Below are 19,400 nucleotides of genomic sequence, written 5' to 3' on the forward strand. Positions count from 1 at the left end.
ATGTCTCACACCAGCACCTGGGCCGTCACCGGCATGACCTGCGGCCACTGCGTCGCCTCCGTCACCGAAGAGCTCGAGGAGGTGCCCGGCGTCGAAGCCGTCGAGGTCACCCTCGAGAGCGGCGCCGTGGTGATCACGAGTGACCAGCCCCTCGATCGCGGGGCCGTCGAGGCCGCCGTGACCGAGGCCGGCTACCAGCTGACATGAGCACGCTCGGGCGCATCGCAGCATTCGCCGTCGGTCTCGCCGTCGTCTTCGGTCTCGCCGTCTACGTTGGCCGGGCCGCCGGACCCGACGTCACCGATGAGGTGGCGAATGAGGAGCACGACGGCATGGGCGACATGGAGGACATGTCCGGTGAGCCCGGCGGGGATCACGCCGACGGCGACCACGGTGCGGCGTACCAGCTGGACCTGGCCCGGCCCGAGGTCGAACCCGGCCGCCGCACGGTCGACTTCACGATCGTCGACGAGCACGGCGATCCGCTGCTCGACTACGACGTGGTGCACGAGAAGCGGCTGCACCTGGTCGTGATCGGGACTCCGAGCCTCACCGACTTCCAGCACGTGCACCCGACGATGGCCGCCGACGGGCGCTGGACCGCGCGGCTCGCACTCGCTCCCGGCAGCTATCAGGTCTATGCCGACGCGACCACGGGTGGCGAGAACTTCGTCGCCAACACCGAGCTGACCGTCACCGGTCACCACCCCCGGCCCGCGCCGGTGCCGGCCGCGACCGTGCTCGAGCGCACCGGCCCGTATGCCGTCGCGATGACCCGTGGCGAGGGCCGGGTGACCTTCACGATCTCGCGCGCCGGCAAGCCGGTCACCGAGCTCGAGCCCTACCTGGGCGCGAACGGGCACCTGGTGGTGATCGAGACCGCCGGGTTCGACTACCTGCACGCCCACCCCCTCGACGGCCCGCCCGGCCCGCAGGTCTCCTTCGAGGTCGCCGAATCGGCCGAACGGCACCGGATGTTCCTGGAGTTCAAGCATGACGGGGCGGTACGCCGGGTGGAGTTCACCGTCAACGGAACCGAGCGGGCCGATGGTCAGTCCGACAGCCACGGAGAGGAAGGCGAGAATCATGAGCACTGATGCCGAAATCCTCATCTCCGGGATGACCTGCGCCTCCTGCGCCAATCGCATCGAGCGCAAGCTCAACAAGCTCGAGGGCGTCGAGGCGACCGTCAACTACGCCACCGAGAAGGCGAAGGTCACCTTCGCCGACACGATCGGTCGCGACGACCTGGTCGCGAGTGTCGAGGCGGCCGGCTACGGCGTCGTGTCGACCTCGCTCGACGAAGCGTCGGGCCCGTCGCAGGACGCGGCCGACCTCGCCGCCGACGCCGCGGCCCGTGCCTCCCTGGAGCGCCTGCTGATCAGCGCCGCTCTCGCGGTGCCGGTGATCGTGCTGGCGATGGTGCCGCGGTTCCAGTTCGACTACTGGCAGTGGGCGTCACTGACTCTCGCGGCACCGGTCGTGGTGTGGGGCGGTTGGCCCTTCCACGTTGCCGCCTGGCGGAACCTGCGCCACGGCACCACCACCATGGACACCCTCGTCTCGGTCGGCACGCTGGCCGCGTTCGGCTGGTCGCTCTACGCGTTGTTCCTCGGCACCGCCGGGACACCCGGCATGGTGCACCCGTTCGACCTGACCCCGCGACGCGAGTCGGGCACCGGCAACATCTATCTCGAGGTCGCCGCCGGCGTCACCACCTTCCTGCTGGTCGGGCGTTGGTTCGAGGACCGCGCCAAGCGACGTGCCGGCTCCGCGTTGCGCGCCCTGCTCGAGCTCGGCGCCAAGGACGTCGCGGTGCTGCGCGACGGTGTCGAGTCCCGCATCCCCGTCGACCAACTGGCCGTGGGCGACGCGTTCGTCGTACGACCGGGGGAGCGGGTGGCGACCGACGGCGTCGTCGAGAGCGGTACGTCGGCCGTCGACGAGTCGTTGCTCACCGGGGAGTCGGTGCCGGTGGAGGTGGCGCCCGGGGACGCGGTCACCGGGGCCACGGTCAACGCCGGCGGGCGGCTGGTCGTCCGCGCCACCCGCGTCGGCGGTGACACGCAGCTGGCCCGGATGGCGCGGTTGGTCGAGGACGCCCAGAACGGCAAGGCCCCCGTGCAACGACTGGCCGACCGGGTCTCGGGGATCTTCGTGCCGATCGTCTTGTTGATCGCGGCTGGCACCTTGGGCTTCTGGCTCGGCGCCGACGCGCCGGTGTCGTTCGCGATGACCTCCGCGGTCGCGGTGCTGATCATCGCCTGCCCGTGTGCGCTGGGCTTGGCCACGCCGACCGCCTTGATGGTCGGCACCGGTCGGGGCGCCCAGCTCGGCATCCTGATCCGCGGCCCCGAGGTGCTGGAGTCGACCCGCCGGGTCGACACGATCGTGCTCGACAAGACCGGCACTGTCACGCACGGCCGGATGTCCCTGGTCGCGGTGGTGGCGGCTCCAGGGGAGTCCGAGGACGACGTGCTGCGCCTGGCCGCGGCCGTCGAGGACGCCTCCGAGCACCCAGTCGGACGAGCCGTCGCGGCCGGGTTCGGCGGCGCGCTGCCCCCAGTCGAGAAGTTCGCCAACACGCCGGGCATCGGCGTCTCCGGTGTCGTCGAGGGGCGCTCGGTCTCGGTCGGGCGCTCCGGCACCGCCACCGGTGTGTTGGCCACTGCCCTCGACGACGCCGAGTCGCGCGGCCACACCGCGGTCACGGTCGTCGTCGACGGCGTCACGGTCGGGGTGGTCGTCGTCGCCGACACGGTGCGCGAGACCTCCGCGGCCGCCGTACGACGCTTCCGGGCCCTGGGCCTGGAGCCGGTGCTGCTCACCGGCGACAATCGGCGCTCCGCGGAGGCGGTGGCCGGCCAGGTCGGCATCGACCGGGTCGTCGCCGAGGTGATGCCCGCCGACAAGGTGGCCGAGGTGCGTCGGCTGCAGGGGGAGGGGCGTGTCGTGGCCATGGTCGGCGACGGCGTCAACGACGCGGCTGCGCTGGCCGGAGCCGATCTGGGCATCGCCATGGGCTCGGGTTCCGACGTCGCCATCGAGGCCGGCGATCTCACCCTGGTGCGCGAGGATCTCGGGCTCGCAGCGGACGCGATCGGCCTGTCCCGGCGTACCCTCCGGACCATCAAGGGCAACCTGTTCTGGGCGTTCGCCTACAACGTGGCCGGCCTGCCACTGGCCGCCGCGGGGCTGCTGAATCCCATGCTCGCGGGGGCCGCGATGGCCTTCAGTTCCGTGTTTGTGGTCACGAACAGCCTCCGTCTGCGCGGGTTCACGCCGGGCCGCTGACGGGCCAAGTTGCGCGACGCGCCGATGTTGGCCCTAGCATGTTCAGCGTTCAGGTCCTCCTCACCAGGAGTTTTCCGTGGCTTTCCGCTTTCGTCCGGTCGATGCTTCCTTCTACGACCTCTTCTCAGAACAAGCCCAGCACCTCGTCGGTGGCGCAGCACTGCTCGCAGAGATGCTCGGCGCAGACAGCAATCGTGAAGACGTGGCCGAGCGCATGCGCGCCGCCGAGCACGAGGCTGACGAGACCACGCACGCCATCGTGCGGCGCGTGAACAGCACCTTCGTCACGCCGTTCGACCGCGAGGACATCTACTCGCTGGCCTCCGGGCTCGACGACGTGATGGACGAGATGGACGAGGCGGTCGACCTCATCCTGCTCTACGAGGTGCAGCACCTGCCCTCGGAGCTCTCCAAACAGGTCGAGGTGCTCCAGCGCTGCGCCGAGCTCACCGCCGACGCGATGCCGCGTCTCCAGGCGATGAAGGATCTCGACGAGTACTGGATCGAGATCAACCGCCTCGAGAACGCCGGCGACAAGAACTACCGCCGTACCCTCGCGAGTCTGTTCAGCGGCAAGTACGAACCACTCGAGGTCATCAAGCTCAAGGACATCATCGAGGCGCTCGAGCAGGCGATCGACGCCTTCGAGACGGTGGCCAACATCGTCGAACAGATCGCGGTCAAGGAGTCCTGACCGGATGGAACTCGCGATTGTCATCGCGGTCGTTGTCGTCGCGCTCGTTTTCGACTACACCAATGGCTTCCACGACGCGGCGAACGCGATCGCCACGTCGGTCTCCACCCGGGCGCTGACTCCCCGGGTCGCGCTGGCCATGGCCGCCGTCATGAACTTCGTCGGCGCGTTCCTCGGGCAGAAGGTCGCCGAGACGGTGGCCGAGGTGATCACACCGCCCTCGACCACCCACGGACTGGTGATCGTGATGGCCGGCCTGCTGGGCGCCATCACCTGGAACCTGATCACCTGGTACTACGGTCTGCCCTCGTCGTCCTCCCACGCCCTCATCGGTGGCCTGGTGGGTGCCGCGTTGGCCGCCGGGGTGGGCGTGAAGTGGCACGTCGTGGTCGACAAGGTGCTGATCCCGATGATCCTCTCGCCGTTCTTCGCCTTCGGGGCCGGATTCATCGTGATGCTCGCCATCATGTGGATCTTCCGTCGGGCCAGTCCGAGCCGGGTCAGCCGCGGCTTCCGGATGGCGCAGACCGCCTCAGCGGCCGCGATGGCGCTGGGCCACGGGCTCCAGGACGCCCAGAAGACGATGGGTGTCATCTTCCTCGCGCTGCTCACCGTCGGCTACGTCGACAAGAGCGACGGACTGCCGCTGTGGGTCATCGTCGCCGCGGCGACGGCCATCTCCCTGGGCACCTGGTCCGGTGGCTGGCGCATCATGCGCACCCTGGGACGGCGGATCATCCACCTCGACCCCGCCCGAGGGTTCGCTGCCGAGTCGGTGGCCGCTTCGGTGCTCTACACGACCGCCTACGTCTTCGAGGCGCCCATCTCCACGACCCACACGATCACCTCGGCGGTCATGGGCGTGGGGGCGACCAAGCGCCTCTCGGCCGTGCGGTGGGGCGTGGCGAAGTCGATCCTCACCGGTTGGGTGCTCACGTTCCCCGCAGCCGGTGCGGTGGCCGCCCTGGCCTACTGGGTCGCGCACTTCTTCATCGAAGTCCTCCCCTGACCTCCCTCTTCTCGCGATAGTCCCTGACGTTCGGACCCTCGACTCGCGATAGTCCCTGACGTTCGGACCCTTCCCGTCCCGGGGCACTGGTGGGGGCTGTGGATAACGCGTCGGCACGTGAGCCGAACAGTGCACGATCTCTGCATGTTCGAGCAGCAGCCGCACCCCGCGGTCACCAGCACCGGCGGCCCGACGTACGCCGTCTCGCGGGCGGGACAGCTGTCGTGCCCGTACCCGGGCAAACCGCGTTCGGGACTCGTGGTGCCAGCGCGTGTCGGTGGGCCGGCTGGCCCTTCCAAGCGGCAAGCCGGCGGCGCGGCCTGGCGCCGTACCTCGCGCGGGTACTACGTGCCCTCCGGCGTCGACGCCAGCCGCCCCGAACAGCGCATCGTCGAGGCGAGCGTGGTCATGCCGATCGGTGCGGGAGTCACGGGGTGGGCGTCACTGCGGTGGCAGGGGGCCGCGTGGTTCGACGGGTTCGCGCCCGACGGTGTGACCCAATTGCCGGTGCCGATTCTCACCGCGGACCACAACATCCGCAGCCAGGACGGGTTCGTCGTGATCGAAGAGCGTCGGGACCTCCGGGAACTGACTGTCGTTGACGGCCTGGTCGTCACCGATCCGGTCCGCTCGTTGACGCAAGAGATGCGCTACGCCCCCAGCAAGCGGGAGGCGGTGGTCGCGTTCGGGATGGCGGCGTACTCCGATCTCGTGTCGATCGCCGAGATCGACGAGTACGCCCTCGTCCGCCGCGGTTGGACGGGTGCCCCGCAGGTGCGCGCTGCCTGTCCGTTTCTTGAGGAGAACTCCTGGTCACCTTGGGAGGACAGGACCCACCTGGTGTGGAGAATCGACGCGGAGCTCCCACGGCTGTTGGCGAACAGGCCGATCTTCGATCGGTACGGCAACCATCTGGGCACTCCTGATCTGCTCGACGAGGTCGCAGGCGTCGTGGTGGAGTACAACGGCGACGTGCACCTGGCGCCGGGCCGGGACACGATCGACGCTCAACGGATGGAGCGGTTCCGACGCGTCGGGCTCGAGACACTCACGGTCACACGTGGTGCGACAGCCTTCAGGAGGACCTTGGCGGAACGTATGCACGAGATGCGGGAGCGTGCTCTCTTTCAGTCGGCGTCGCGACGTCAGTGGACGGCTGACCTACCGCGGTGGTGGATCCCGACGTTCACGGTGGAGCAGCGTCGGAACTTGAGCGAGCTCGACAGGAAGAACCTACTGCGCTTGCGGCGCCGGGCTTCGTGAGTCCTCGGCCATATCTCGGAGGGTCCAAACGTCAGGGACTACCGCCTCCGGAGGGTCCGAACGTCAGGGAGTATCAGCCGAAGCGGCCGGAGATGTAGGCCTCGGTGGCGGGCTCCTCGGGGTTGGAGAAGACCTTGGTGGTGGGGTTGAACTCCACCAGGTGACCGGGCTCGCCGACCGCCTTGAGGTTGAAGAAGCCGGTGTCGTCGGAGACCCGGGCGGCCTGCTGCATGTTGTGGGTGACGATCACGATCGTGTAGTCGGACTTCAGCTCGTGGATCAGGTCCTCCACCGCGGAGGTCGAGATCGGGTCGAGCGCCGAGCACGGCTCGTCCATCAACAGCACCTCGGGCTCGACCGCGATCGCGCGGGCGATGCACAGGCGCTGCTGCTGACCGCCGGAGAGACCCATGCCGGGCTTGCTCAGCCGGTCCTTGACCTCGTTCCACAGGTTCGCGCCGCGCAGCGACTTCTCCACGATCGTGTCGGCCTCGGACTTCTTCATCTTGCGGGCGTTGAGGCGGTTGCCGGCCAGCACGTTCTCGTAGATCGACATGGTCGGGAACGGGTTCGGCCGCTGGAAGACCATGCCGATCTGGCGGCGTACGGCGACCGGGTCGACGCCGGCGCCGTAGAGGGACTGGCCGTCGACGACGACCTTGCCCTCGACCCGGGCGCCGGGGATCACCTCGTGCATGCGGTTCAGCGACCGCAGCACGGTCGACTTGCCGCAGCCCGAGGGGCCGATGAACGCGGTCACGGAACGTGCCTTGATGTGGACGTTGACTCCCTGGACGGCGAGGAAGTCGCCGTAGTAGATGTCGAGGTCCTTGACGTCGATGCTCTTGGCCATGGTGCAGAGTTCCTTACGTTCAGCGCCCGGTCTTGGGGGCGAAGATGTTGCCGATGATGCGGGCGATGAGGTTGAGCGCCATCACGATGATGATCAGGACGAGGGCGGCGCCCCAGACCCGGTCGGTCCAGATGTCGCCGTACTTCGGGTCGGTGGTGCCGTTCAGCGAGGTGTAGATGTAGACCGGCAGGGTCTGCACGGCCCCGTCGAACGGGTTCCAGTTCGCCGACGGGAAGGTGCCGACGATCAGCAGCAGCGGCGCGGTCTCGCCGGCGACCCGGGCGATGGCCAGGGTGATGCCGGTGACGATGCCGGCCACCGCGGTGGGCAGCACGACCTTGACGATGGTGCGCCACTTCGGCACACCCAGGGCGTACGACGCCTCGCGCAGGTCGTCGGGCACGAGCTTGAGCATCTCCTCGACGGAGCGGACCACCGTCGGGATCATCAGCAGGGCCAGGGCGACACCGCCACCGATGCCCAGGCGCGGCAGGGGGTCGCCGGTGATCACGATGAACAGCGAGATCGCGAACAGGCCGGACACGATCGAGGGGATGCCGGTCATCACGTCGACCAGGAAGGTGATCATCTTGGCCAGGCGTGATGCGGCGCCGTACTCGACGAGGTAGATCGCGGTGAACACACCGACCGGGATCGCGATGATCGCGGCGATGCCGGTGACCATGATCGTGCCCATGATCGCGTGGTAGATGCCGCCACCCTGGCCGAGTGCGGCGAACCCGGTCATGTCGCGTGAGAGGAAGTCCGGCGTCAGCACCGGGCCACCCTTGGTGATCACGGTCCAGAGCAGGCTGAGCAGCGGCAGCATCGCGATCACGAACGTCGACCACACCATCGCGTTGACCAGGCGGTCGGTGCCCTTGCGGCGTCCCTCGACGATCGTGGACCAGGTGGTGAGGGCGACCAGGAAGATCGCCCATGCCAGCAGCACGATGACGGTCGGGCCGGCGCCGAGGATCAGCCCGCCCACGGCCCCGATGGCCGCGGCGAACACGACGGTCATCAGGGTGGCCTGGCGGGGCAGCTGGCCGCTGTGGATGCTGAGGGTGTCGGGCATCGGCAACTCGGTGTACGCAGCGTCGGTGCTGTCGGGAGCCTCGGGGGCCCCGGTGTTCCGGGTCATGACCTCACCCCTTGTTCTGCCCGCGGGTGGCGATCCAGCGGCCCGCGAAGTTGACGACGAAAGTCAGGAGGAACAACGCCAGGCCGGCGAAGATCATCGAGTTGATCTTGGCGCCCGAGGCATTGGCGTAGTTGTTGGCGATGAACGCCGCGATCGTGTTGGGGTTCTCTGCCGAGATCATGCTCAACGTGAGGTAGCCGGTGCCGGTGGCCGAGAGCACCATCGCCACGGCCATCGTCTCGCCGAGCGCGCGGCCCAGGCCGAGCAGGATCGCGGCGACCATGCCGGAGCGGGCGTAGGGGAAGACCGCGAGGCGGATCATCTCCCAGCGCGTGGCGCCCAGGGCCAGGGCGGCCTCCTCGTGGGCGCGGGGGGTCTGGGCGAAGATCTCGCGCAACAGCGCGGTCACGATCGGCAGCGCCATCAGCGCCAGCACGATCGAGGCGGTCAGCAGCGAACGCGAGTTCACCGAACCGTCGAAGAGGGGGATCCACGAGGCGTGCTCGCTGAGCCACTTGTAGGCCGGCAGCAGCTGGGGGGCGAGGACCTCCAGGCCCCACAGGCCGAACACGACCGAGGGTACGGCGGCCAGCAGGTCGACCAGGTAGCCCACGGGCTTGGCCAGCGACCGCGGCGCGTAGTGCGAGATGACCAGGGCCAGGCCGATGGCCAGCGGGGTCACGATCACGATGGCGATCACCGAGGCGTAGATCGTGCCGTAGAGCAGCATCCCGACGAACTTCCAGATGCTGGGTTCGCCGTACGCCGTCTCGCCGGAGGCACCGAGGGCGGGCAGGCCCTGGATGAGCAGGAAGGTGCCCACGCCGGCCAGGAACAGGATGACGATCAGACCGGAGACCAGCGAGATCTTGCTGAACAGCACGTCACCCAGTCGGGTGGGCGGCTTCGCCTGCTGCGGCGCGGTCTCTGGGGCCTCGGGGCCCGGATCGACCATGGTGCTCACTGAACCTCCAAGAACAGCTGAACGGGGGTGGAGTCACGACCGGGGGCCGGACCCGACTTCGGGCCCGACCCCCTGAGCCTGAACGAGACGATCAGGAACCGATCGTCGCGACGATCTCCTGCGCACGCGTGCGCAGGTCGTCGGCGAGCGGCGCCGAGCCGGCCTCTTCGGAGCCGATGGTCTGGCCCTGGTCGGAGAGGATGTAGGTCAGGTAGCCCTTGACCTGCTTGGCGGTGGCCTCGTCGTCGTACTGCTGGCAGGCCAGCAGGTAGGACGTGAGGACGATCGGGTAGACGCCGTCCTCGGTGGTGGTGTGGTCGAGGTCGTAGATCATCGCGGTGTCGCCGGCGCCGTCGGCCTCCGGGGAGACCTCGAGGATCTTGGCGGCGGCGTCGGCCGACGGACCGACGAACGCGTCGCCGACCTTGATCTTGGCCACGCCCAGGTCGCCGGCCTTGCTGGCGTCGGCGTAGGCGATGGCGTTCTTCTCACCGTCGGTCACGGACTTCACGACACCGTCGGTGCCCTTGGCGCCCTCGCCACCGAACTCCTTCGGCCAGGTCTCCACCACACCGGCGGTCCAGTTCTTCTTGGCGACCGCGTCGAGGTAGTCGGTGAAGTTCTCCGTGGTGCCCGACTCGTCGGAGCGGTGCACCGGGCGGATGTCCGCGTTCGGCAGCTTCGCGTCCTTGTTGTCGGCCACGATCCGCGGGTCGTTCCACTTCTTGATCTTGCCGGCGAAGATGTCGCCCAGCACGTCGGGGGCGAGGTTGAGCTCGTCGACGCCCTCGACGTTGAAGATGACCGCGATCGGCGAGACGTAGTTCGGGATCTGGATCGGCGTGCTGCCGCAGTTCTTGGTGGCGTCGCTGAGCTCGCCCTCCTCGTCGGTGAGGTAGGCGTCGGTGCCCGCGAACTTGTAGCCGCCGGAGATGAAGTTCTCGCGGCCGGTGCCCGAGCCCTGAGGGTCGTAGGTGACGGTGACGTCACTGGCGACGGTGGAGAAGCCGGCGATCCAGGCGTCCTGGGCCGATGCCTGCGACGAGGCGCCGCCACCGACGAGCTTGCCGGAGAGGCCCTCGTAGACGGACGTGTCGCCGGCGTCACCGGTGAGCTCGGTGTCGCTGTCGTTTCCTCCACCACATGCGGCGAGGGAGAAGACGGCGATCGTCGCAACGGCGGGTGCCGCGATGCTGCGGAAAGAAGTGCGCTTCACTTCAACGCTCCTGATGTGCTTGATGTTGATGACATCAGTGAGTGAAAGCCCTCCAAGTGACTGGATTGCTCGGCCTCGGTGAACGAGCGGTGAACGATGGTGGGCCCTTTGGTCGCCGGTGGGCGGAGAAGAGACGGCCATCACGTGAACTGGCCCGTGCCCCTCTTGACTCAGCGCACCCGATGGGTCTCTGTGGCCACGACCGCGCCGTCGCGCAGGTGAACGACGAGCATCTGCCCCGGTTCGAGCTCGGGGTCGGCCAGTCCGAGGGTGAAGAACACGTCGGTCAGCACCGGACGATGCGTGCACAGGACCGTCCGCTTCGCGTCGTCGACGAGGCCGTCGACCACCTCGAGCACGCCCTCGGGAGTGGCATCCTCCTCGCTGAGTGCGGTCCGGGTGTCGATCTCGCGGGCGGTCGCGTCCGCATAGGGGAGCAGGGTCTGCACGCACCGGTTGGAGGAGGAGGAGACCAGCCGACGGACGTCGTACGACGCCAGCAGGGGGACCAGGTTCTCGGCCTGGCCCTCGCCGATCCGCAGCAGGGGGCGCAGACGGTCGTCGGTGCGCCAGTAGGAACGGGACCGGGCCTTGGCGTGACGCAGCACGACCAGGGTCGTCGTACGACCCTTCGCGGCACGGGCGTGAGCCAGGGTCTCGCGGTCGCGCGGGTAGGTGAGCAGCCCCTCGGCGCTGTCGAACGGGACCCAGCGCACCTCGTCGATCTCGGCGTTGGGCGCGTAGCCGGAGATGTCGTGGCTGCCGACCACCCGGCCGATCCAGTAGTGCACCACCTTGCCGCGCACGCCGACGTCGTAGTGCTGGTCGGGCAGGGGCCGGCCCAGGCGTACGTCGAGACCGGTCTCCTCCCGGACCTCGCGGACGGCGCAGGCGGTGATGTGCTCCCCGCGGTCGAGCTTGCCCTTCGCGAAGGACCAGTCGTCGTACTTGGGGCGGTGCACCAGCAGCACGTCGCCGCCCTTGCGGACGACCACGGCACCTGCGGCGATGATGTCGGCCTGCGGCATGCGGCTAGCGTATGTCCTGGTGTGCGGGTCGATCCGCGTCGGTTGCCCCGTTGCCGCCCCGTCGCCACTGCGTTGCCACCCCGTTGCTGTCCGGTTGTCGTCCAGGTCGAGGAGAGTTCACCCAGATGACTCGTCGCCGCGTCGCGATGGCCACTGCCGTGGTGGTGCTCGTGGGAGCCGTCGCCGCGGTGGTCGGCTGGTTCGTGTGGCCCCGGGACAGCGAGTTCGAGAAGGCCGCGGCGCTGCTTCCGGCAGACACCCTGCGGGTGGGATGGACCGACTGGGATCGGGTCCGCGACGAGGTCTCCGGGCCCGATCTGCTCACCGCCGCGAGCGACCGCGACCTGAGTGTCTCCTCGCTGGCCTCCTCGGCCGCCGAGATCGAGAAGTCGTTGGGGTTCGACCCGTTGCAGTCCGACTGGGAGCTGCTCGGCCAGTCCCGCGAGGGCATGGTCGTGGTCATGAAGCTGCCCGGCGACCTGACCGACGTCGCCTCCGCGTTCGAGGAGGCCGGCTACACCCCGCCCGGCTCGAAGCGGCTCGACGGCGGCGTGTGGGAGGGCGGTCCCGACGTGGTCTCGGGCCTGGGACTGACCTCGAACGAGCTGCAGAGTGTCGCCTTCGTCGAGGAGGAGGGGCTGCTGGTCGGCTCCGACCAGGCCGACTACCTGCGCACCGCGATGAAGACCGTGCTCGGCGAGGAGGAGGGCCTCGACATCACCCCGCTGACCGACCCGCTCGAGGGCGATCCCCTCGACGCGACCGTGCTGATGAAGGACTACGCCTGCGAGGCGTTGGCGATGAGCCAGGCCGACGACGCGGCCCGCACGGTGGCCGACGACCTCGTCGAGCAGGCCGGCGGCGTCTCGCCGCTCAAGGGCTACCTGGTGGCGTTGTCGACCGATGACCGGCTGTCGGTGGTCTTCGGGTTCGACTCCGACGACCAGGCCTCCCGCAACGCCGAGTCGCGGGGCGCGCTGGCCACTGCCGAGGACCCGGGCCAGATGGTCTCCTACGCCGACGTGTTCTCCGACCCGACGACCAGGACCGACGGGAAGGCCGTCGTACTCACTGCGACGGCGGAGCCGGACGGCTACCCGATGTCGAACCTGGCCACCGGCCCGGTCCTGCTCGCCTCCTGCTGACCCTGCCCCTTCTCGGGAGTGTCGAAGTCAGCGGCGACGGCGCTGGCGCGCGATCAGCGCCTCGTGCAGGCGCACGGAGCCGCCGGTGCGGGTCCAGGCGGCGTCGGGCCCGAGCGTCCAGGCATCGGTGTCGGCGTCGAAGGCCTGGTCGAGCACAGAGCCGACCCGCTCGACCAGCTCGGTCGTGGGCAGCCTGACCAGCACCTCCACCCGGCGGTCGAGGTTGCGGTGCATCAGGTCGGCCGACCCGATCCACACGACCGGGGTGCCGCCGCCGCCGAACTCGAAGACCCGGCTGTGCTCGAGGAACCGGCCCAGCACCGAGCGCACCTCCATCGTCTCGGACAGGCCGGGTACGCCGGGGCGCAGGGCGCAGATGCCGCGCACCAGCAGCTTGACCGGTACGCCGGCCTGCGAGGCCAGGTAGAGCGCGTCGATGGTGGCCTCGTCGACGATCGAGTTGGCCTTGAGCCGGATGCCCGAGGGCCGCCCGGCGAGGTGGTGCTCGATCTCGGCGTGGATCTGCTCGATCAGGCCGTCGCGGACACTGTCGGGGGCGACCAGCAGCTGGTCGTAGGAGGCGTTGCGGGAGAACCCGCTCAGATTGTTGAACAGGTGCGCGACGTCCTCGCCGATGGCCTGGTCGGCGGTGATCAGGCCGAAGTCCTCGTAGAGGCGCGCGGTCTTGGGGTTGTAGTTGCCGGTGCCGATGTGGGTGTAGCGGCGGATCCCCTCGGGCTCGTCGCGCACCACCATCGAGAGCTTGCAGTGCGTCTTGAGCCCGACCAGGCCGTAGACCACGTGGCAGCCGGCGTGCTCGAGCTTGCGGGCCCAGCGGATGTTGTTGGTCTCGTCGAAGCGGGCCTTGATCTCGACGATCACCAGCACCTGCTTGCCGGCCTCGGCCGCGTCGACCAGGGCGTCGATGATCGGGGAGTCACCCGAGGTGCGGTAGAGCGTCTGCTTGATCGCCAGCACGTGCGGGTCGGCGGCGGCCTGCTCGAGGAACCGCTGCACCGACGTGGCGAACGAGTCGTAGGGGTGGTGCAGCAGGACGTCGTTGCGCCGGGCCGCCTTGAACACGTCGACCGGGCTGGCCGACTCGACCTCGGCGAGCTGGGTGTGCGTGGTGGGCACGAACGCGTCGTACTTGAGGTCCTCGCGGTCGAGATCGGCGATGTCGTGGAGCCCGCGCAGGTCGAGCGGCCCGGGGAGCTGGACGACCTCCTCGCGGGAGACGCCCAGCTCGGAGACCAGCAGCTCGAGCACCCGGTCGTTGATCGACTCCTCGACCTCGAGCCGCACCGGCGGGCCGAACTTGCGGCGCAGCAGCTCCTTCTCGAGGGCGGCCAGCAGGTTCTCCGCGTCGTCCTCCTCGACCTCGAGGTCCTCGTTGCGGGTGACCCGGAAGGTGTGCGCCTCGAGCACTTCCATGCCCGGGAACAGGCGCTTGAGGTGCTCACCGATGACGTCCTCGAGCGGCACGAACCGCTGGTTGCCCAGCGGCACGAACCGGCTGAAGATCGGCGGCACCTTCACCCGAGCGAAGTGCTCCTTCTTGGTCTTCGGGTTGCGCACCAGCACCGCGATGTTCAGGGAGAGCCCGGAGATGTAGGGGAACGGGTGGGCCGGGTCGACCGCCAGCGGGGTCAGCACCGGGAAGACCCGCTCCTTGAACAGCCGCTTGCACTGCTTCTGCTCGTCCTTGTCGAGATCCTCCCAGCGCACCAGCTCGATGCCCTCGGCCCGCAGCGCCGGCACGATCTGCGTCTGGAAGACGGCGGCATGACGGGCCATCAGCTCACCGGTCGAGGCCCAGATCGACTCGAGCACCTCGCGGGGCAGGTGCCCGCTGGCGGCGCGTACGGCGACCCCGGCGGCGATGCGGCGCTTGAGGCCGGCCACCCGCACCATGAAGAACTCATCGAGGTTGCTGGCGAAGATGGCCAGGAACCGGGCCCGCTCCAGCAGCGGCTGGTCGGCGTCCTCGGCGAGCTCGAGCACCCGCTGGTTGAAGTGCAGCCAGCTCAGCTCGCGGTCGAGGAAGCGGTCGGGGAAGTCCTCCAGCGGCAGGGTGCCCTCACCCGGGACGTACGGCGGCTCGACGTCGAAGGTCTCGCTGCTGACCACCTTCAGACCGGGCTCGACGGGACCTTCATCGAGAGAGCCGGCAGTGTGCGAGGGCAGGCTGTCGTGCGTCATGCCCTCGAGTGTGGCACCGCTTGGTGAACGGCAGGTGACGAAGAGCCAGGCTCAGAACCCGCCGCCACCCCCGGAGCGGAACGAGGACCGCGAGCTGCTGCCGCCGCCGAAGGAGCGGACCCTGCTCGAACCACCGGAGCCGCCCCACCCGCTCCCACCGTCGCCGGACTCCCACACGAACGTGAAGGCGGGCTCACCGTCGTCGTCAGGGTCGTCGGCGAGGGAGGCGAAGGTCAGGTTCCGGGCGGCCTGTGCCTCCCGGACCGGGTGGCGGTTGCGCTGCCAGTAGCCGTCCAGGTAGGGCTTGCTGGCCATGTCGAGCTCCCAGTAGAACCGGAGCCGGCCGGCCTTCTCGATCATCCGGATCGGGGGCTGCTGCTCGGCCGCGACCATGTCGGCGCAGGCCCGGCACGCGTGCACCTGGCGCTCGGCGCCGCCCTCGGGGGCGTACTCGGCGGCCACGCTGCTGGGTCCGTGGCGTGGGTCGAAGAAGCACGGCGGTGTCCGGTCGGGTGCCTTGCGGCCGGCGCGCAGGGCCTCGATCGCGGTCAGCTGGTAGCGCGCGTCGGCCAGTCGGCTGGTGATCTCGGTGGCGTCCTGCCCGGTCTTCAGCGCGTCCAGTCGGTGTCGGGCGGCTTCGACGAGGTCGAGCACCTTGAGCGTGGCGACCGAGAGGTCGGAGTCCGGATCACCGCCGGCGGGCGGCAGCGCGGACACCACGGCCGAGATCTCGATGACCTCCTCGTTGAGCGGGGCGCGCAGGACGTCCACGATCTCGGCCTGCCCCCGCGCGGAGCGCCGGCGCCGACCCAGGACCTTGATCCCCTTGACCGCCGCGATCAGCGCGGCGATCGGGCCACAGATCCAGGCCGCCCACCACCAGAAGCTGTGCTGGACGTCCTGACTCTCGGAGATGAACTCCTCGACCATCGACGCGTAGCCGGGCGCGCAGCACGAGATGGCGTCCTCCGCGGCACCCTCGACGTCGTACGTCGGCCCGTCCTCTGCCCACTGCCCGGCGTAGAAGGACCGGCCCGCGCTCTGCGAGCTGGCGTCGACCAGGACGGCGTACGTGCCGTCGGAGCCGACCCGGTCGTAGATCTGGCCAGCGAGCTCGACCCCGGTGTAGGCGACCTGGCTCGAGACGTAGGAGGAGTCGCGGTCACTGTCGTCGGGTCGGATCCGGGCGACCGGGATCACCGCGATGCGCACGGGCCCGTCGGCCTTCGCGGCCAGCTCGCCCAGCCGGGCGGCCTCGGCGCGTGAGAAGTCGGACTCGCTCACCTCGGGGTCGACGTACAACCCGGGCTGCGCGAGCTCGATGGCGACCTGGTCGAGGTAGGCGTCGGCCGCGGTGTGGGCCCGGTCGGACTTGGTCGGACCGGACGCATAGGAGGAGCCGGTGTCGTCGGTGGCGGTGCCGCTGTTCTGCGCCAGTATCGCGAACAGCGCCGCGATCGCCACGAACACGAACGGGACGACCTTGGCGAGATTGATCTTCATGACTCTCCTCCGGACATCCGGTTCAGGCAGGCACGGCAGACGGGCACGGGTCGTTCGACCCCGCCGGGTGGGGCCCAGGCCCAGTCGGCGACCGACATGCCGTGCTCGGGGTCGACGAAGCAGGCGACCCGGCGAGCCGGCGGGGCGACGCCGTCGAGGCGCGCCCGAGCGCAGTCGAGCTGCCACCGGGCGTAGTCGGTGATCTCCTTGAGCTGGCGCAGCTCGTCGTCGGTGCTCAACGCGTCCACCCGGCGTGAGGCGTCGTAGTAGGCGTCCAACCCGGCCTGCACGTGGGCGGCCACCGCCGGGTCGGTGGTCGGCAGGTCGTCCTTGTCGATGCGCTCACCCAGACGGGTGACGTCCTCGCGGGCCAGCGCGGCCCGCTCCTCGACGGTGTCGTGCTCATCGGGCTGGACGTCGAAACTGGGGCGGTAGGGAGCCGGCCCGGCCCACACCTCACCGCTGGGCCGCGTGGTGCGGGTGTCACCGGAACGCCGTCGCCACAGCAGCAGGCCGCACCCCGCCAGGGCCGTGACGCCGACGCCGAGACCGAGCCACCACCACGGGAAGCCGCCGGACTCCTCGGGCGCGCCGAGGTCGTCGAGAATGCCGTCCAAGATCTGGTCGAGCTGGCCCAGGGTGTGGCTCGCCACCTGGTCGGCGACGATCGGCCCCACCTGGTCGTCGGTGCCGATCGCCGCGCCGTAGGTGCCCACGCCGCCGAACGCGACGACGTACACGCCGTCGGGACCGAATGCGTCGGCCGCCGCCTCGAGGAACGCGCGCGCCCTCTCCGGGTCGCTGGACCCGGGCTCGGAGCGCAGCGCCAGTGCCGGCAGCACCGCGATGTGGACGTCGTCACGCCACCCGTCGATGCGGGCGCTCAGCTGCTCCGCGTCCTCCCGGGAGAGGGCACCGGACTGTGGGCTGAGGTGGACCGGGTCGTCGGCCCAGGCCTGCGCCACGGTCGCGACGTAGTCGTCGGCCGGAGGATGCGCCTGCGGTACGACGGGCGCACCCACGCCGACCGGCATCAGGGCCAGAGCGGCGGTCAGGGCAAGGGAGGCGATCACGGACTCGTCATTCCCCCGGACGGGACGGTTCACACCCCTGGGGACTGGGTCGGCGACGCGTACCGCAGGTAGGTTTCTCGGCATGTCTCTCGAAGATCGCCTCAAGAAGCTGACCGTGGCCGGCGTTCTCGGCCTGCCGCTGGCGGTCAAGCGCAGGTTGGCCGGGCGCCCGGTCGTGGTCGACGCGGCACCGCTCGACGTCGACGTCCAGCTGTTGCTGCGGCTGCAGAAGGTGGCCCGGGAGACCGCGGCCGAGACCCTGCCGATCCCGCAGGGCCGTGAGCGGCTGGCCGCACAGAGCCGGCTGGTCGGCGGCAGCCAGCCGATCGGCTCCACCACCGACATCAGCCTGGCCGGGGTCCCGGCCCGGGTCTATCTGCCGACCGCACTGCTGGACTCCGACGAGCGGCCCACGCTGGTCTTCTTCCACGGTGGTGGCTTCATCTACGGCGCTGCCCACGACACCCATGACCTGGCCTGCCGCTTCCTCGCCGAGCAGTCCGGGGTCCAGGTGATCTCCGTGGACTACCGGCTGGCCCCCGAGGCGCCGTTCCCGGCGGCGTACGACGACGCGGTGACGGCGTGGCGCACGGTGGTCTCGCGGGCGTCGTCGCTGAAGGTCGACCTCACGCGGATCGCGGTCGGTGGCGACTCGGCCGGCGGCAACCTGGCCGCGACCGTCGCGATCGCGGTCGCCGATGACGAGGTGGCCCCCGCCTGGCAGCTGCTGGTCTACCCGATGACCGACGCCGCCGGCGTCACCGAGAGCCGGCGCCTGTTCGGTGAGGGCTTCTTCCTGACCACGCAGTTCATCGACCTCGCGTTGGGGACCTACCTGCCCAACGATGCGGACCGCAAGGACCCACGCGTCTCCCCGTTGCTGGGCGAGATCCCGCCGACGGTCGCGCCGGCGCACGTGGTCACCGCCGGCTTCGACCCGCTGCGTGACGAGGGTGAGGCGTACGCCGACCATCTGCGCGCCGCCGGCGTCGCGGTCACACATCGCCGCGAACCCGGATTGATCCACGGGTTCTTCAACACCATCGCCGTCGGGACCTCGAACCCCGCCGCGGTGGCCGACATCGCCTCGCGCCTGGCCATCGCGCTGCGCTAGAACGGCTGGGCCCGTGGGATCACGGGTGGGGGTGGCGGTACTGCACGTGCGTGTCCGTCGACGCGTGGGTGAATCCGAGGCCCTCGTAGACCGCGCGCGCGGGCAGGTTGTCGGACTCCACGTAGAGGATCACCTCAGCGCCCGGGCTGAGCCGGTCGGCCAGGTGCTGCAACCCGGCCGACGTCAACGCCTTGCCGAGCCCCCGGCCCTGCGCCTGGGGGTCGATGCCCACGACGTACACCTCGCCGGTCGTGGCGGAGTGCCGCTTGGTCCAGTGGAAGCCCAGCATCCGGTCGCCCTCGGTGGCGACCAGCAGACCGGCCGGGTCGAACCACGGCTCGGCCATCCGCTCGGCCAGGTTCGCGGCGTCCATCGCACCCTGCTCCGGGTGGTCGGCGAAGGCCTCGGCATTGACCCGCAACAGCTCCGACTCGTCGCTCGCCCGGTAGCCGCGGATCTCCACCATGCTGGACGACTCGGGCCGGTCCGGGGAGGCCGGCAGCCCGCTCGCGACGGGCCGGCGCATCACCCACAGCTCACGGACCCGGTCGAACCCGTGTCGCTGCGCGAGTACGACGGCCGCGGGGTGATCGCCGTGCGACCACGCGGTGCCGGCGACCGGCGCGGCGACGTCGGCCAGGGTGGTCCCGAACCCGGCCCCGCGGACCGACGGCGCGACGGCCAGGTCGAGCGCGTCTCCGTGCAGCAGCGCGAACCCGGAGTCGCCGATCATCCAAAGTCGTGAGCCGTCGAGCCCACGGTGCTTGAGCTGCAGGGCGGCGGCCTCGTCGAGCGGGTCGTGCTTGTCACCGGTCGCGCAGGCAGCCCGGATCCGTTGCAGCGCGACCAGAACCTCGTCGTCGAGCGTGGTGATCTCGGTCAGCAGTGCGGAGGACAT

Annotated in this window: 17 protein-coding genes; 8 read left to right on the plus strand and 9 right to left on the minus strand. The window is 69.8% G+C overall.

The genetic code is table 11. From position 1 onward, the window contains the following. From NJ4_RS10185 to NJ4_RS10210, 6 genes are all read left to right on the plus strand, one after another. Complete coding sequence (locus NJ4_RS10185; RefSeq protein ID WP_067433950.1) at positions 1-207, plus strand: heavy-metal-associated domain-containing protein; 207 nt, start codon at positions 1-3, stop codon at positions 205-207. Beyond that, on the plus strand, positions 204-1,097 hold the full coding sequence (locus tag NJ4_RS10190; RefSeq protein WP_067433953.1) for a hypothetical protein: 894 nt from the start codon (positions 204-206) through the stop codon (positions 1,095-1,097). Before NJ4_RS10185 ends, NJ4_RS10190 begins: the two co-directional genes overlap by 4 nt. Next, positions 1,087-3,294 carry a heavy metal translocating P-type ATPase gene (locus NJ4_RS10195; RefSeq protein WP_067433956.1) on the plus strand — a complete coding sequence of 736 codons (2,208 nt, stop codon included), beginning with the start codon at positions 1,087-1,089 and terminating at the stop codon, positions 3,292-3,294. The genes NJ4_RS10190 and NJ4_RS10195 overlap by 11 nt, the downstream gene beginning before the upstream one ends. 76 nt (positions 3,295-3,370) lie before the next feature. Continuing rightward, positions 3,371-3,988, plus strand: coding sequence for a DUF47 domain-containing protein (locus NJ4_RS10200; RefSeq protein ID WP_067433959.1), 618 nt, complete (start codon positions 3,371-3,373; stop codon positions 3,986-3,988). A 4-nt stretch (positions 3,989-3,992) separates the two neighbouring features. Continuing rightward, positions 3,993-4,997 (plus strand): inorganic phosphate transporter, encoded by a 1,005-nt coding sequence (locus NJ4_RS10205; protein WP_067433962.1) that lies wholly within the window; start codon positions 3,993-3,995, stop codon positions 4,995-4,997. A 144-nt stretch (positions 4,998-5,141) separates the two neighbouring features. Further along, positions 5,142-6,260, plus strand: coding sequence for a hypothetical protein (locus NJ4_RS10210; protein ID WP_157551032.1), 1,119 nt, complete (start codon positions 5,142-5,144; stop codon positions 6,258-6,260). A gap of 73 nt (positions 6,261-6,333) precedes the next feature. Here the strand turns inward: NJ4_RS10210 and pstB are convergent, their stop codons facing one another. The 5 genes from pstB to NJ4_RS10235 form a co-directional block, all read right to left on the minus strand. Further along, entirely contained in the window at positions 6,334-7,113 is a 780-nt protein-coding gene (gene pstB / locus NJ4_RS10215) for a phosphate ABC transporter ATP-binding protein PstB (RefSeq protein ID WP_067433968.1), read from the minus strand. Between the two features lie 19 nt (positions 7,114-7,132). Continuing rightward, entirely contained in the window at positions 7,133-8,257 is a 1,125-nt protein-coding gene (gene pstA / locus NJ4_RS10220) for a phosphate ABC transporter permease PstA (RefSeq protein ID WP_067433972.1), read from the minus strand. Positions 8,258-8,261: 4 nt separating this feature from the next. Beyond that, positions 8,262-9,212, minus strand: a complete 951-nt coding sequence (pstC, locus tag NJ4_RS10225) for a phosphate ABC transporter permease subunit PstC (protein WP_067434059.1) — start codon at positions 9,210-9,212, stop codon at positions 8,262-8,264. A gap of 100 nt (positions 9,213-9,312) precedes the next feature. Further along, positions 9,313-10,437 carry a phosphate ABC transporter substrate-binding protein PstS gene (gene pstS / locus NJ4_RS10230; protein WP_067433975.1) on the minus strand — a complete coding sequence of 375 codons (1,125 nt, stop codon included), beginning with the start codon at positions 10,435-10,437 and terminating at the stop codon, positions 9,313-9,315. Between the two features lie 170 nt (positions 10,438-10,607). Next, positions 10,608-11,465: an NUDIX hydrolase gene (locus NJ4_RS10235; protein ID WP_067433978.1), complete on the minus strand. Its 858-nt coding sequence runs from the start codon at positions 11,463-11,465 to the stop codon at positions 10,608-10,610. 125 nt (positions 11,466-11,590) lie between these two features. Here NJ4_RS10235 and NJ4_RS10240 point away from each other — a divergent pair, with 125 nt between their 5' ends. Beyond that, positions 11,591-12,610: a hypothetical protein gene (locus NJ4_RS10240; protein WP_157551036.1), complete on the plus strand. Its 1,020-nt coding sequence runs from the start codon at positions 11,591-11,593 to the stop codon at positions 12,608-12,610. A 27-nt stretch (positions 12,611-12,637) separates the two neighbouring features. Here the strand turns inward: NJ4_RS10240 and NJ4_RS10245 are convergent, their stop codons facing one another. From NJ4_RS10245 to NJ4_RS10255, 3 genes are read right to left on the minus strand one after another with little or no spacing between them, the layout of a single operon-like run. Continuing rightward, a complete protein-coding gene (locus NJ4_RS10245; RefSeq protein WP_082748373.1) occupies positions 12,638-14,812 on the minus strand; it encodes an RNA degradosome polyphosphate kinase in 2,175 nt (724 codons plus the stop codon). 51 nt (positions 14,813-14,863) lie between these two features. Continuing rightward, a complete protein-coding gene (locus tag NJ4_RS10250; RefSeq protein WP_067433984.1) occupies positions 14,864-16,315 on the minus strand; it encodes a hypothetical protein in 1,452 nt (483 codons plus the stop codon). Then, a complete protein-coding gene (locus NJ4_RS10255; RefSeq protein ID WP_157551038.1) occupies positions 16,312-17,388 on the minus strand; it encodes a hypothetical protein in 1,077 nt (358 codons plus the stop codon). Before NJ4_RS10255 ends, NJ4_RS10250 begins: the two co-directional genes overlap by 4 nt. Before the next feature lie 82 nt (positions 17,389-17,470). On the opposite strand from NJ4_RS10255, the gene NJ4_RS10260 reads away from it, so the two are divergent. Next, positions 17,471-18,502 carry an alpha/beta hydrolase gene (locus NJ4_RS10260; protein ID WP_067433989.1) on the plus strand — a complete coding sequence of 344 codons (1,032 nt, stop codon included), beginning with the start codon at positions 17,471-17,473 and terminating at the stop codon, positions 18,500-18,502. A gap of 19 nt (positions 18,503-18,521) precedes the next feature. Here NJ4_RS10260 and mshD read toward each other — a convergent pair whose 3' ends face one another. Beyond that, complete coding sequence (mshD, locus tag NJ4_RS10265; protein WP_067433992.1) at positions 18,522-19,400, minus strand: mycothiol synthase; 879 nt, start codon at positions 19,398-19,400, stop codon at positions 18,522-18,524.

This window comes from Nocardioides jensenii JCM 1364 = NBRC 14755, assembly GCF_001552535.1.
GTDB classification, from domain to species: domain Bacteria; phylum Actinomycetota; class Actinomycetes; order Propionibacteriales; family Nocardioidaceae; genus Nocardioides; species Nocardioides jensenii.